This is a genomic window from Lacipirellula limnantheis, assembly GCF_007746075.1.
Lineage (GTDB): Bacteria > Planctomycetota > Planctomycetia > Pirellulales > Lacipirellulaceae > Lacipirellula > Lacipirellula limnantheis.
Genome location: NZ_CP036339.1, coordinates 853,305 through 866,505, shown reverse-complemented (window position 1 = coordinate 866,505; position 13,201 = coordinate 853,305). Strand labels below are relative to the sequence as shown.

The 13,201-nt window shown below is 61.8% G+C and carries 9 protein-coding genes; 2 read left to right on the top strand and 7 right to left on the bottom strand.

Annotation, left to right across the window (positions count from 1 at the left end):
• Positions 1 to 237: 237 nt before the first annotated feature.
• The 4 genes from I41_RS03325 to I41_RS03310 are packed head-to-tail and all read right to left on the bottom strand — an operon-like array spanning position 238 to position 7,369.
• Complete coding sequence (locus tag I41_RS03325) at positions 238 to 1,491, bottom strand: endonuclease/exonuclease/phosphatase family protein (RefSeq protein ID WP_145430876.1); 1,254 nt, start codon at positions 1,489 to 1,491, stop codon at positions 238 to 240.
• Positions 1,492 to 1,538: 47 nt separating this feature from the next.
• Positions 1,539 to 2,699: an EAL domain-containing protein gene (locus tag I41_RS03320; RefSeq protein ID WP_145430874.1), complete on the bottom strand. Its 1,161-nt coding sequence runs from the start codon at positions 2,697 to 2,699 to the stop codon at positions 1,539 to 1,541.
• A 13-nt stretch (positions 2,700 to 2,712) separates the two neighbouring features.
• Positions 2,713 to 6,024, bottom strand: coding sequence for a tubulin-like doman-containing protein (locus I41_RS26995; RefSeq protein ID WP_168206649.1), 3,312 nt, complete (start codon positions 6,022 to 6,024; stop codon positions 2,713 to 2,715).
• A 22-nt stretch (positions 6,025 to 6,046) separates the two neighbouring features.
• Positions 6,047 to 7,369 (bottom strand): ATP-binding protein, encoded by a 1,323-nt coding sequence (locus I41_RS03310; RefSeq protein ID WP_145430871.1) that lies wholly within the window; start codon positions 7,367 to 7,369, stop codon positions 6,047 to 6,049.
• Between the two features lie 206 nt (positions 7,370 to 7,575).
• Between I41_RS03310 and mobB the strand changes: the two genes are divergently transcribed.
• Entirely contained in the window at positions 7,576 to 8,127 is a 552-nt protein-coding gene (gene mobB / locus I41_RS03305; protein ID WP_145430869.1) for a molybdopterin-guanine dinucleotide biosynthesis protein B, read from the top strand.
• On the opposite strand, the gene I41_RS03300 is transcribed toward mobB, so the two are convergent.
• From I41_RS03300 to I41_RS03290, 3 genes are all read right to left on the bottom strand, one after another.
• Positions 8,120 to 9,046 (bottom strand): ABC transporter ATP-binding protein, encoded by a 927-nt coding sequence (locus tag I41_RS03300; RefSeq protein ID WP_145430867.1) that lies wholly within the window; start codon positions 9,044 to 9,046, stop codon positions 8,120 to 8,122. The two genes, mobB and I41_RS03300, sit on opposite strands and share 8 nt — an antisense overlap.
• A 65-nt stretch (positions 9,047 to 9,111) precedes the next feature.
• Positions 9,112 to 9,507: a GxxExxY protein gene (locus tag I41_RS03295; RefSeq protein WP_145430865.1), complete on the bottom strand. Its 396-nt coding sequence runs from the start codon at positions 9,505 to 9,507 to the stop codon at positions 9,112 to 9,114.
• 48 nt (positions 9,508 to 9,555) lie between these two features.
• Positions 9,556 to 12,210 (bottom strand): hypothetical protein, encoded by a 2,655-nt coding sequence (locus I41_RS03290; RefSeq protein WP_145430864.1) that lies wholly within the window; start codon positions 12,208 to 12,210, stop codon positions 9,556 to 9,558.
• Between the two features lie 555 nt (positions 12,211 to 12,765).
• On the opposite strand from I41_RS03290, the gene I41_RS03285 reads away from it, so the two are divergent.
• Positions 12,766 to 13,179, top strand: a complete 414-nt coding sequence (locus tag I41_RS03285; RefSeq protein ID WP_145430862.1) for a glycosyl-4,4'-diaponeurosporenoate acyltransferase CrtO family protein — start codon at positions 12,766 to 12,768, stop codon at positions 13,177 to 13,179.
• Positions 13,180 to 13,201 lie beyond the last annotated feature (22 nt).

Sequence of the window (13,201 nt, the reverse complement as noted above, 5' to 3'; positions counted from 1 at the left end):
CTGTTCCAACGGCAAATCGGACCGCCGCGGATTGCGGTAGAATGGCGGCCTGCCTCAATTCTATCCAGGTTCGCCGCGCCGGCGATGGAACTGGCCGGTGCGCGGCAAAGATTTGCGCATCGCCACGCCGCGACTGCGCAAGCGCGAGGTTCTCTGCGTGAGCGGGCCTGCGCGAGCCGACTAGCGCCTTCGTCCGCGTCCACCCGTCGTTAGTAAAAACCGACCGCCGCAGACCGATCAGTTCAGTTGGAACGTCGCCTTGATCGGATTGTGATCGGAACCGGTTGTTTCCACCGCGCCCTGCGGAATTTGGAACGATCCCTTGACGTACTTCTTCTGCATCGCCGGGGAGCAAAGCATGAAGTCGATCACCGAGCGGAACTCGCCCTGATTGTACGAAACGGCTGCGGGATCATGCAAATCGCTGCCGGCCGACCAGAGGGCGTTCGTCCCGGCGCCGACGATCGTCTTCATCGTCTCGCTCTCAGGAGTGTCGTTGAAGTCGCCGGTGACGATGATGCGCGCATCAGGATCCTCGGTCAGCGCCTCGTCGAGCAACCGGCGCAGTTCACGGGCTTCGGCTAAGCGAATTGGCTCGGCCTCTTCTCGCCCGCCCGAGTTGCTCTTGAGGTGGACCACCCATACTTCGAACGGCTCGGCGTCTTTCGGTTCCAACGTCACCGCAAGGACGTCGCGATTGAACCTCGCTTCGCCGCCGCCATGTCCCGCGAAGCGCAAATGGCGCCGTGAGCGGACTTCGCCGACAGGGACGCGCGAGATGAGCCCGACGTCGATGCCGCGGCCGTCGTTCCCCTCGAACAGGACGACGTCGCGGTAGCCCATTTCGGGCAGAAAGACATTGACGAAGCGTTCGAGATAAAAGCGATTCTCGACTTCTTCGACGGCGATCACGTCCGCGTTGAGTTCCCGAATGCTTTTGGCCAGACGCTCGAGTTCCGCCCGCGGTTTGGCGGGCGTTCCTTCGTCTTCCTTGTAAGGATCGTCGTGCTCGTCAAACAAATTGAGAATGTTGTACGCCGCGACGACGACCTCGCCCGGCTTCGCCATGGCGCCCGTCGATTTCCTGGGCGGAACTAGCGTCGGCATCGCGTCGAGGACTTCGATCTGGGCGGGAGTCGTCACGACGATCTGCGGCTGGTCCTTGAACAGCGAGACCGTGCCGCTGATTTTCACGATCTTGCCGTTGTACATCTCGGCCGGCGGCTTTGGAAAATTCGTCAGCTTGTCGTCGAAGATCACGCCCGCGAAGCGGACGGGCCGTTGTGCATCAAAGTTAATGAACGTGATCTTTCCCACCTTGGGGACGCCAATGACTTTGCCGCAGACGAACGCCGTCTGCCCGACGACCGATCGGGCGTCCTCCCACTTGACGACGGGGCGTCCCTCGGCCGGATCAATCGCCGGCTGGGCCAGCGCTCGATTCGCAAACAGCAACAGTCCTACCAAGGCAAACAGCGATCGGGGCTTCATCGAAGATCCTCTGGGCGAACCGCTTCATGGAAACGTGCGGCAATCCCCTAAGAATACATGTCGCCCAGCCGCGGGCATATAGTCGCGCATGGCGTGACCCGCGACGCCTCCGTTTGGAAAGTTGCAGCCGCTGCCGGCGTGCCGTAATAGAACCCTTGGCCGTAGACAAACCCAAGCCGACGACAAACGCGGTGTTCTTCGGCCGTTTCGATCCCTTCAGCCAGACTCACGATCCCGAGGTCGGCGGCAATGCGGACCAGGCTGCCGAGCATCCGTTGCCGTTCCAGGCTGGCGCTATCGATGCCGCGGACCAGCTGGATATCAAACTTAAGATAATCGGGAGGGCAATCGCCAAGCTCGGCGAGCCTTGCTTGCCCGGCGCCGAAATCGTCGTAGGCAAGCTGCATTTCCAATTCGTTGAGCACGCCGCGTAGTGAACGCATCTGATTTACGCTCGTCGCCGCGGCTTCATGGATCTCCAGCACGAGCGCCGTCGAGGGGAACGCTCGGCGCAGCTCGCGGAGCGAACATTCCAACTGTGCCTGATCCTGCAATTCCGCCGGATGAGTATTGAGAAACACTAGCGGATTGGCGGGCAGCGCCGCCGCGAGCCGCACGCCCTCGTCGCGCAGCAGCCGGCTCAGTTCGCCTTCGAGGTCGAGCAATGACGCGGCTGAAAACATGGCGTGCGGCGTCCCCAGCCCGAACAGAACGCTGCGCGCCAAGACTTCGAAGCCGACGGTTTCTCGCGTCGACGTCTCGACGATCGGCTGATAGTGCGGCAGCACCGCCCGCTCGGCGATCAACTTGTCGAATTGAATCATCGCGAGCGCCTGGTCGGTCGAGTCGTCGGCGATTGTCTTGCAGTCGACCTGCCCGCGCTGAACGCCGACGCGAAGAACGATCTCAGCGATCTGCAGGAGGTCGCCCGGCCTGAGCTCTGCTTCGCCTATAATGCGAATTCCGTTGACGAACGTGCCGTTTGTGCTGCCGAGGTCTCTGGCCCACAGCCCGCCCGTCTCCATGCGTAATTCGACGTGGCTGCCCGATACAGTGGGACTGACGACTGACAACGAGGCGTTGGTTCCGCGGCCGATGACGAACGGCGAGCCGTCGATTGCGACGCTGCGCGCTGCTTGGTCGGCGCCCAGCTGCCCCGTGAGCGCCCAGGTCGCTTCATTCGTCGATGAAAAAGTGGAGAGGGACATGCGTGTGATGAGTCTATAGAACCTGCGTCATTGTCATCGGAGTTGCTTCTACTGGGAACGCTGGGGCGACGACTCGCAACGGCGCCTCCTCAACGCTTAAGGGCATCCAGGCGACGTCACAGCGGCTGCTGACGCGATCGGCAAATTCAATGCATTCGCGGCGACTATCGATCAAGCTCATGGCCACGCGCGGCAACGAGAGGCTCCACGTTTCGCAACAGCGGACGGCCTGGGAGCCGACCCCCGCTAGCTTGGCGAGCTGCGGAGTCGATTCCCATTCCGCGGAGCCGTTCGTAGCGGGGTGGGTCTCCAGGACCGCGAACTTACCCCCCGCGCAAGGCACTGCGGGCAATCTCACGCCATCGATCAATTCGCCGCCGCCGTCGCTAGCCGTCGGCAGAGCCACGGCCGCTAGTAACGCCGGACTCGTGGCGAGTTGCTCGGCGGACCAAGTTGCCAAGCGTAGCAGCTCGGCGCCGAGCTGCTCGCGGACGCGGGGGCTGCCCATCGCTACGGCCATCAACCCGCCCATTGGCGTCGTGAACCGTTCATCCAGCTGCGCGTCAACTGTCGCAGCGAGGTGCGGCAGTTGTTCAATGACGGCAGCCGCGAAAGGATCGCTCCCCTGAATCGCCGCGGTTTGCGGAAACTGGTGAACGAATCCTTTGACCTGCCGTCCGAACTCTCCGAGCCGATCCCCAATCGTGCGCAGTTCCGAGGAGAGTCGGCGCGCGACAGCCGCGGCGGCCAACATGGCGTGCTGATCGATGCGCAGCCGCCGGTAGGCTTCGCCGAACTCCCGCTCGCGGGCGATGGTTGCTTCGGACGTCGACCGCTCGCGTTGCCAGCGGTCGAGCTGGGCGGTCGCGGCGACGGCCTGCTGGGCAATGCCGCCGGCCAGCTTTGTTGATTCCGCCCCAAGCTGCTGCAAACGTTGCCGCGAACTTTCGAGCATTCCCGTGGCGCCGGCGAGCCGCGCGCCGCGTTCGTCGACCTGGTGCAGTATGCTGGCCGTCAGAGTGTCAGCCATTTCAGCAGCAACGCCGCCAGTGATTTCCCTTAGCGAACAACCCGCGACAAAAGTGCCAGGCCGCTCGTCGGGCGCTGCGAAGTCCTCGTCGACGGCGCGGATGAAGGCGCCCAACTGAAAGGGCTCGGCCGCCGCTGGCGTAGCTTTTGACGCCAGTAGAGTTTCAATCGCTTCGCGCGTTCGCCCGGCGAGCGTCGCGAGGTCGATCGCTTCAGCCGCCGGCAGTGCGTCGCTCCGAGTCGGACCGCATCCCAGGTATTCCATCAGCACGGCGCGACAGATCGAGATCGCCGCGGCGTGAATCGCTCGATCGTCGGCCGCTGAGGCCGTCGACAACATGAAGCTGCGAAGCGGGGCGTAGTCGTCGTTGGTCTCGCCCGCGCGGCAGGCTGAGAAAAACTGCTGCGCCGGCGTCGCCGCGTCGAGGTAGAGATACTCCGCAACCTCGCTGGCGGCGGCGTTGAGTGCGTCGTCGTCGACGGCGACGCCCAAATCGAGGAAGTAAGCGGCGTCGAACGCCTTCTTTCCTGGAGCGAACGCGGGCAGACCGCAGCCTTCGTCGCCTGGATAGACGCCGTTTGCCCGGTGGTAGTGATTGTATTCGCGCAACCAGGCGAACGAATTCACCTTCGCTAGATCATTCTGTTGGGCGTCGCGGCCCGTCGCATGTAGAAAGAGGCCGATCACTTCGACGTCGTCGAGACCTTGCTTTGCCGCCATCGCGCGCACGGCGTAACCGACGTCGAGCGACATCCCGCTGCCAGTGCCGCCTGAAACGCCGGCGACGACGTAGACGCGAAGCTGATTTGTTGAGGCGTCGGCAGTGGGCGTCGGCGCCTCGCTCGTTTCAGCGCCGCGTCGTGCACGATCGAGCGTCAAGCGAAGGCGTTCGCCAATTTGCCGCGAATGATCGACGAAGGCCAACCGTCCCAGAGGACGAAGACCCTCCGTGCGCAACGACTTCGGAATGTTGTAGAGCCAGCGGCGGCTCAACCAGCGCATCAACAGCGCTGAATCTTCGCGATACTCCTGCGGCCTTCGCAGCGGTAACGTCACCGTTTCATCAGGACGAAGCGCCGTGCGATCATTGCCTTGCACCGCTGCAGAGATCCCCCGGGAGTCGCTGTCGAGCAGCAGCATCGCGACCGCCTCGCGATGATCGTCTCCCACTTCGCGGGCCAGTCGCGAGCGTAGCTGCCGCATCACCCGGCCGGCGAGTCCGCCGACGCCAATCACTGCCGTCGGCGGCGCCCGAAACGCATCCGCCTCGTTAGAGAGCGCGATCGTTTGTCGAGTCGGCGGTCCGTCGTTCTCCGCTGCACTCCAGAGCACAGCCGTTCCTCGGCCGCCGTCGGCGTGGACACGTTCGTCCAGGAATTCGGCGACCGGCCCAGGACGGGGTTCGGCGCGGCGATCGGGGAAAGCCGAGACGCAATCGTCGAACGACCGTTGGGGCTCTTCGGCGTTCGCGGCAGAGGCCGGCTCGTCCGCGACGGTCGCCGCGAACAGGGCGTCAACCATCTCGGTGCAGCTGGCGAAGCGTTGCGTCGGATTCTTCGCTAATGCGCGGGCAATCACAAACCGATCTTGCATCGGCAGCGACGCCAAGTCCGGTTCGCTCTGCAAATGCTGGATGGTGAGCTCCGCCGCGGTAAGACCGGCGAACGGCGCTATCCCCGTCAGCATTTCCTGGTAGACGACCGCCAGACTGTACTGATCGCTGCGGGCTCCCGGCGTCCCCTGAAAGACTTCGGGCGAGGAGTAGAGCGGCGTGAGCCCGCCGACCAACGAGGCCTGCGTTCGGCCCACTTCCTTCACGAGCCCAAAGTCGGCGACCTTGATATGACCCCCGACGATAAGCAGGTTCTCGGGCTTGACGTCGAGGTGCTGCAGCGAATGTCGCGTGCTGAGGAAGTCGAGCGCGTCTGCGGCGTCGCGTAAGTAACCAAGCAACTCCCCCCGCGGGACTCCGGTCTGGCCGCCATGGCGGCATTCGTCAAACCGGTCCTTCAAGCTAGAGTCGGCCAATTCCGTGACGATGGCGAGTCGATTGTCCACGACTTCGATGCGCTCAAGCGACAGCAAGAACGGATGCCGCACCATCTTGATGCGGTGCAACGAGCGGAGTTCGAGCTCGGCGCGGCGACCATCGAACGCCCCGAAGATGATTTTTACCGCCTTGGTAAGCCCGCCCGGCGCATGCGCTAGCCAGACTTCGCCGTAGCCGCCAGCGCCGAGGCGCGTCGTCAGCGTGTATCCGGGAATCGTCGGGGGTTGGCGGTCGGCTTCCGACACGGGAGCATCCTGCGATCGGCAGTTAACTGTTCAGGGCGGTGAAGTAGCTCTTGACGACGCGGTCGAGCAGCTGCGGCGTCAGCTGCATCGGCACGTCGTTGAAGACGCTGTAATTGGATGCGGCCGCAAGTAGGTCGCGCGCATGGCAACGACGCAGCGGGCGGCCATGCGGCCGATAGTGGGTTTGCACGAGGTAGTCGACCGCTTGGGGCTGGTAGGGGCATCCCATGGAAAGACACGCCGACTGGAAGAGCTTGCGGAACTCCTCGATCGAGGGATCGACGATCTCGATCTTGTACGGAATCCGCCGCAGGAACGCTTCGTCGGCGAGGTCTGTCGGTTCGAGATTGGTGGAAAAGATAATTAGCTGATCAAACGGAACTTGGATTTTTTTGCCCGTGGGCAGCGTCAGGTAGTCGTGCCGATTCTCTAAAGGAACAATCCAGCGGTTGAGCAGCGCCGCCGGTTCGACTCGCTGGCGTCCGAAGTCGTCGATCAACAAACAGCCGCCGTTACTCTTCATTTGCAGCGACGCTTCGCTGACGTTTGCCGCCGCGTCGTGGCGAATTTCCAGGCAATCCATCGTCAACTCGCCGCCGACGACGACCGTGGGGCGACGAATCTTAATCCACCGCGCGTCGTGCCCGGCAGACTTCAAGATGTTTGATTCGCTTGAACGGACGACTTCGTGAAACGCGGCGTCGTAGAGCTTGATGAATTGCCCGTCTTCGACGATCGCTTGGGGAATCCAGAGATACTGGCCAAAGCAGCGGGTGATCCGCTTGGCGATCGTCGTCTTGCCGTTGCCCGGGTAGCCATAGAGAAACAGCCCCGCGCCCGAGTTGATGGCCGGCCCCAACAGGTCCATCGTTGCGCCGTCGACCGACACGTCGCTGAACGCTTCTTCCACCTCGCGGCGGCGGACCGCTTCGGCGCGGATGGTCTGGGCTTCGACCGAAACGATATAGTCTTCCAGCGGCACCGGCGCGGGGCCGACGTAGCTACAAGCGGCGGCCGCGACGCGAGCTCGATCGCTCCCCACGTCGGTGAGGGCGTAGAGGTAGTCGCTCAGCTGGGACTGTCCCTTGTGGACCAACAGCTGGCGACCACGCAGGCCGAGCAACAACTCTTCGAGCAAGCGAAACGGGAGGCACAGGCGCCCGGCGATCTCGCGACCCGACGCTGATCCGACCTGCATCAAGAACTTCAGGATCAGGGACTCGATGACGACCGGCGAGAGGCCAGTTTGTTCGATTGTTTGCGGCTCAGCAGGACGGAACGAGTCGCCGCCCAACAAGGCCTCTAAGAGGTCGTCTTTGGGTGGTTCGAGGGTGCTGGTGCGCATAGAATGTCCGCCGCCTTGGTGCTATGTCTCCATTCATGCAAACTTAGGTTACGAGTCGCATATCGCAGGGCGACCGCGAGGTCTATCTTGGAGCGGGCCTCGCAATCGCGCCAGCCTGCCCGCTGCAGCCGGCGCCATCCTGCTAATCGATCGAATTCGGCTGGTCTTCAAGTCATCGTTTCTTCTCGCTCCGCGACGCGCCGCTTATGAATCGAATTCACATCCTCGGACGGAAAAATCACGGCAAGACGACGCTGCTGGTGGAACTTGTGGCCCACCTTGCAGGCCAGGGTCTATGCGTCGGGACGATTAAGCACACGCATCACGCCCACGAACTCGATACGCCAGGAAAAGATTCGCATCGCCACCGAGAGGCGGGAGCCAGCGTCTCCGGCATCCTGTCACGTTCGCTGAACGCCGTCTTCTGGCCGCCGGACGAGCATGCCGTCGGCAGCGCCGCGGCGGCGGATCGGTACGCGGCGTTCGAGCCCCATTTTGCGGGCTGCGATTTGGTCTTGGTGGAAGGCGACACCGGCTGCCGGGGAACCAAGATCGAAGTTTGGCGTCAGGCCATGGGTTCCGAACCGATGGCGCTCAGCGACCCGCAGATCCGCGCGGTGATCACGGACGACGCCGTCGACGTTCCGGTGCTGCGCGTGCCGCGGAGCGACGTCGCGGCGGTCGCGGCGACGGTGCTGCGACTAGCCAATCTGACGCCGCCCGCAGCGGGCGTCGCAGAAGCAGCGGCGCCTAGGTGACTAGTCCTTTGGTCACCAGCATAAAGACGTCTTCCAGCGTCGGCTCTTTGTCGGCGAACGAGACGAGGCCACACTCGGCGACGGCAAGTTGCCGCAGCAACCGCTGCACGTCGTCGTCGCCGCCGTCGAGTTCGACCGTGCAACTCCGAGTATCTTCGATGACTTGCCGCACTTTGGGATCGCTGCGAATCAGGCTCAGGCCCGCTGCGGTGTCGCCAGAAAACCTCACCTCCAGCGTCCGATTTCGCTGAATCTGACGATACACTTTCTCGATGGGGCCATGGAGCAGAAGTTGTCCGCGCTCGATAATGCCGATCGACGTGCAGCAGTCGGCCAACTCGGTGAGAATGTGGCTCGAGATGAGAATCGTCTTTCCCATTCGGCGCAATTCTTTCAGCAAGGCCTTCACTTCTAAGCGGGCCCGCGGATCGAGCCCGCTGGACGGTTCGTCCAGAATCAGCACGGGCGGATCGTGAACGAGCGTCTTGGCGAGACAGAGCCGTTGCTTCATGCCGCGCGAGAGTCCGTTGACGAAGTCGTCTCGCTTATGGGTCAGATCGAGCAGCTCCAGCACGTCGGAGAGGACGGCTTTCCGCCGTGCCCGGGGGACTTGATAGGCGACGGCGAAGAAATCGAGGAACTCCCACACCTTCATTCCGTCGTAGACGCCAAAGTTATCGGGCATGTAGCCGACGCTGCGTCGCACCGAGATGGGATCCTTGGTCACGCTATGGCCATTAACCGTGCCTTCGCCGTGGCTCGCCTTGAGGAGAGTTGCCAGGAAGCGGATCGTCGTACTCTTGCCGGCTCCATTGGGGCCGATGAAGCCGAACATCTCCCCCGCCTCGATCTTGAGATTGAGGTTTTCGACGGCGGTGAAGTCGCCGTATTGCTTGCCGAAGTTCTTTAGTTCGATCATGTGGGGGACTAACCACGAAGGCTCAAAGACACGAAGATAATCACTAAGAAGAATAGAGAACGTTGTTAGCGAACCATTCTCCTTAGGCCTTGCTTCATCAGGGGGGAATTGAAGTTAACCAGAAATCCAAGTCGTTTCTTTGCAAGTTTCAGGTAGGTTAGCAGTTGGGCTTCGAAAACTGGGATCATCTCATCAACGGCTTTTAGCTCCACGACCACGGCGTCTTCAACGAGCAAATCGATTCGAAGTCCGCCGTCGATCCGCAATCCCTCATACTCGATATCAACCGGAACCTGTCGCTGGCATTTTAAGCCTCGGCGCGTTAACTCTTGGACGAGGCAACTCTCATATACGGACTCCAATAGTCCAGGTCCAAGTGCTGAATGAACCTTGTAGCAGGAATCAACGATCGATTTGGCTGCTAGCTCCGTTGACTCACTGATTGCATCAAAATCGCTCATATAGACATTTCTTCTTCGTGTTTCCTTTGTGCCTTTCTGACTTCGTGGTCAATTCCCCTCCGATGGATCAGGCATTTCGTCCTCGAATTCGTAGGCATTCTTCCGCCCTTGGGGTTGAACATCGAGCGGACTGTTTTTGTCGACGCCGGGGAAGGGGGCGTCGCTGCGTCGCAGATGAGCCAACACCACCGTCGCGCCGGTCGTCTGCGACGCGGTGGGAGAGACGACGCTGCCGGGCAGGACCTCGTCGATGCGCCCGATCAGGCGGTACTCGTCGCGGCTGCCGTGGATCGGATCGTCAAGCTGCGGGAACCAGAAGGCCATCCGCAAGAGCGGATCGATGTTAAGCCGTTCGCCGCTCGTAAGCTGAGTGGAACGTGCACGTTCCGCGGCGAAGGGCAACTCTCCCTTGGCGACCGCGAGCGGTTGCAGCGGCGGCAGAGGGAGGGCCGTGCCGCTCTTGAAATCGCCCAGCCAAAAGCCCTTTAGTTTGTTCCAGCCTTGACGCTGAACTTCATCAGGCGACTCCGCGGCGCCATCAGCCCGCGTGACCTTCGCCGGCTCCACGGCGTTGCTCCCATCGCGGAAGACGATCGCCACGTCGGATAGATTGAAGCCTGACTTGTTTTCGATCTGCAACAGCCGCGGATTGTTGCTCGGCGAATAGAGGCGGATTGGACCATCGAGCGGCAACATCTGCTCGCTATGAATCATCTGCGTGCTGGCAGAAGAGACTTCCACGCCGCGCAGCCTCGGCTGGTCGTATTTTTCAAACGCGACAGTCGACAATACATCGCCGATGGCCGGAGTCCATGTTTCGTCGCGAGGGAAGGGCGAGGCCACGGCCGAGCTGTTCTCGAACTCTAGGTCGTAGGTATCGGATAAGGAGGAGTAAATCGCCGTGTAGCGCGTCAGATGCCCGCGCGGCAGGTCCCCCTGCAATTCCATGAGCGCAATTTCCGTCTGCGACCGCACGAAACCGATGTCGAGCTGCGCCTGGCGCACGACGGCCATCGTTCCGGCCAGGGCGATGAGCGGAGCGCTGATCCACGCCCACTCGACGCGGCCCAGGGCGTAGAAGACCATCCAGTTCAGCGGGACCAGCACCACCAGGTAAACCGCCAAACAAATGACGACAAAGCTTGCCGCCGGCACGCGGACGCCAGCGGCGTCGACCAAGGCGTCACGGCCCGCCTCGGAGACGGGGCCAAACTCGTTCCATTCGCCGAGCCCGCCGGCGCGGTCGACCACGAGCGACGTCTCGGGCATTGCCGCGCCCCCTTGCCAACCGTAGTACTGATTTGAAGCGTTGACCGGCGTCGCCACGTCGCGGGCGTTGGCCGAGGTCGCGGCATCGCGCGCGAACCAGCGTAACGGCGTCGTAAAGTAGGCGTCACGGACCCGTTCCTTCGCGTCGACCCAGAACGACTGGAGCCCGACATCGTCGCCATCAACCGTGAACTCCCGCGCCGGGCGCCGTAGCAGGGCCCCGTTCAAAAAGCCATCGAACCCGGGCCAGTTCACCAAGTCGCGCTCTGCCAGCTGTACGGCCGACACGACGACGCTGCCGGCGCCGACGGGCCGTTCGTAGAACAACTTGTCGGCGTGCGGCAAGGCCTTCCCGCCGTCGCGCGGCTTCAGTTGAACTCCCGACCAAGGCTTGGTCACCGAGATCGGCTTTAGCGGCTTGCCCGCGGGCCGCTGGCTCCACCCATTGGAAAAGTCGTCGATCGCGGCCTGATCGAATGCGATGCGCTCGCCGACGTCGGCGGGCAGATAGTCCTTCAAGAAGCTCGCCCTCAAGCTGTCGAGCGAATCAGGACCGTTGATGATCAGTCGTCCCCCCCAGTGAATCCAATCGACCAGCGCTTCCTGTTGCGCGGGATCGAGCCGATCGAGATTCACTTCATCCCACACGACGTAGGCGACGCTCGTCCAGGTCAGGACGTTCGGCGGCAGCGGCAAGGGCTTGTTGCCGTCGGCCAGTACAACGCGGTAATGGGGGATCTCCGTACCATTGAGATCCTGAAACGGCGCCTTCACGGCGTCGGTCACCTTGAGAAACCCATAACGCGCCGGCTCGCGGGCCAGCACGATGAAGAAGTACTGATGCGAGGGCATCAGCGTCCACGGTTCGGTTAGCGGGGCGTCAGCAAGGCTGCCGGCGTTGTTCAGCAATTCCGAAACAACATTGAGCTTTTCTGCGTTGCTGGGGATGAGGAGCTCGTTCTCGACGCGCTTGCCGCGTCCCTTGGCGAGGACGGCGGGACGACTTGAGGTCATCTCGTATGGGGTGTGCGGGATCGCCATCGGCGTGCCGCTGGGGTCGACGGCGGCGATCGTGATGCGCCCCTCGAAATCGGCGAGGTTCGCCTTCATCGGCTGGATCGTCGTCGTCCAGTGCCCCGGCTTGGCCAACCGCAACGAGAACCCTTCCTCGGTCTCGATGAGATTTTCGCTCAGCAACGGCGTAAGCCGGCCGATGACGAACGGCTTGTTCTTCTTTTCCTCCTCGGCTCGCTTTTTGGCCTCGGCGATCTCTGCCTGCTCGCGGGCCTTTTTCGCAGCGGCCTGCTGGGCCGGAGTTTGGTTGCAGCCGCCGCAGCCAGTGAGCGACGTGAGGGCGAATAGTGCGAGCAGCAGCGACGTGTTCCAGCGGCGCGCAGCACCGGCGCACGACGATCGGCAGCCATCCATCCTCATGCTCTGAACCTCCCCGACGCGGACCTCCACTCGGCCAGGACTGATTCTAGCGAGTCTTTGACGGCGGTACACATTACGTTCGTTCTGTTCAGGCCGGGATTGCCAACCGGTGAGCCAAGATGCTGCCGTGATCAACGTCAGTCGCTTGGCACGTCGGCCGGCAGAATGCCAGCGGCGCCCCTCGCCCGAGCGAGGCGACCGAGTCGGCCATGTCGGCCAAGGCAGCCAACTGGTTTTCGTGGCCATCTCGCGACAAAATGGACAAATCCGGCGGGTGCGCCGCCCATCACAAGCAAGCCTTTTGCGATCGAGAAGTGGCGGCCGGAAATACTGTGAAATATGGTTGCCAAAGAACGTGAGATTTCCACCCTAAACACCAACTGATTGCGCGGCCAATTTCAGACTGTAAGATTCTGGAAAATGCGGCGGCGTGCCCTTCGCCGGTCTGATACTGGAGAGTCGCGGCGGCCTGATTCTGGTGCAATGTTCCCCTTGAACCGCTATCGTGATGGGCATACGAACTAGATGGAAGCTTGGTAGTTTCCCGACAGTCAAATGAGAAACCTACGCTATTTCGCCTTATGGGAATTTGAGCGTGACGGTCGGTTCTACGAACGATTGGGCATCCGCCGGTTCAAGCGACTTGCCGCGCAGGGCGACTACTGGAATCAAAGGCGCAGGGTTTCCGATCCAAGTTTCAGGAATGTAAGGGATTTTGATTCGGCGATCGAATGGGAAGCCCGCACACGGTTCAACGAATTCGTGCACCTGTGCAGTCTCGCGGTTGGCCTGGCCATGATGGTTTGGCTCTATTTGCGGAGCGAGTATATCTGGCTAATTGCCATCTTCTTCGCGGTCCTCATCTGGGACATTTATCCCATCATGCTGCAGCGCTATAACAGGGCAAGGATTTTTAGACTCAAGCGAGCCAGGCATGGTCTTGATAGCTCGCCAGATAAGCTTTCCTAGCAACAGCTTTTAAGAATGCACC

What these genes read in the sequence shown, in the direction of transcription:
- I41_RS03290 (WP_145430864.1), bottom strand. Translation starts at nt 12,210, where the DNA reads ATGAGGATGGATGGCTGCCGATCGTCGTGCGCCGGTGCTGCGCGCCGC.
- I41_RS03325 (WP_145430876.1), bottom strand. Translation starts at nt 1,491, where the DNA reads ATGAAGCCCCGATCGCTGTTTGCCTTGGTAGGACTGTTGCTGTTTGCG.
- I41_RS03285 (WP_145430862.1), top strand. Translation starts at nt 12,766, where the DNA reads ATGAGAAACCTACGCTATTTCGCCTTATGGGAATTTGAGCGTGACGGT.
- I41_RS03320 (WP_145430874.1), bottom strand. Translation starts at nt 2,699, where the DNA reads ATGTCCCTCTCCACTTTTTCATCGACGAATGAAGCGACCTGGGCGCTC.
- mobB (WP_145430869.1), top strand. Translation starts at nt 7,576, where the DNA reads ATGAATCGAATTCACATCCTCGGACGGAAAAATCACGGCAAGACGACG.
- I41_RS03295 (WP_145430865.1), bottom strand. Translation starts at nt 9,507, where the DNA reads ATGAGCGATTTTGATGCAATCAGTGAGTCAACGGAGCTAGCAGCCAAA.
- I41_RS03300 (WP_145430867.1), bottom strand. Translation starts at nt 9,046, where the DNA reads ATGATCGAACTAAAGAACTTCGGCAAGCAATACGGCGACTTCACCGCC.
- I41_RS03310 (WP_145430871.1), bottom strand. Translation starts at nt 7,369, where the DNA reads ATGCGCACCAGCACCCTCGAACCACCCAAAGACGACCTCTTAGAGGCC.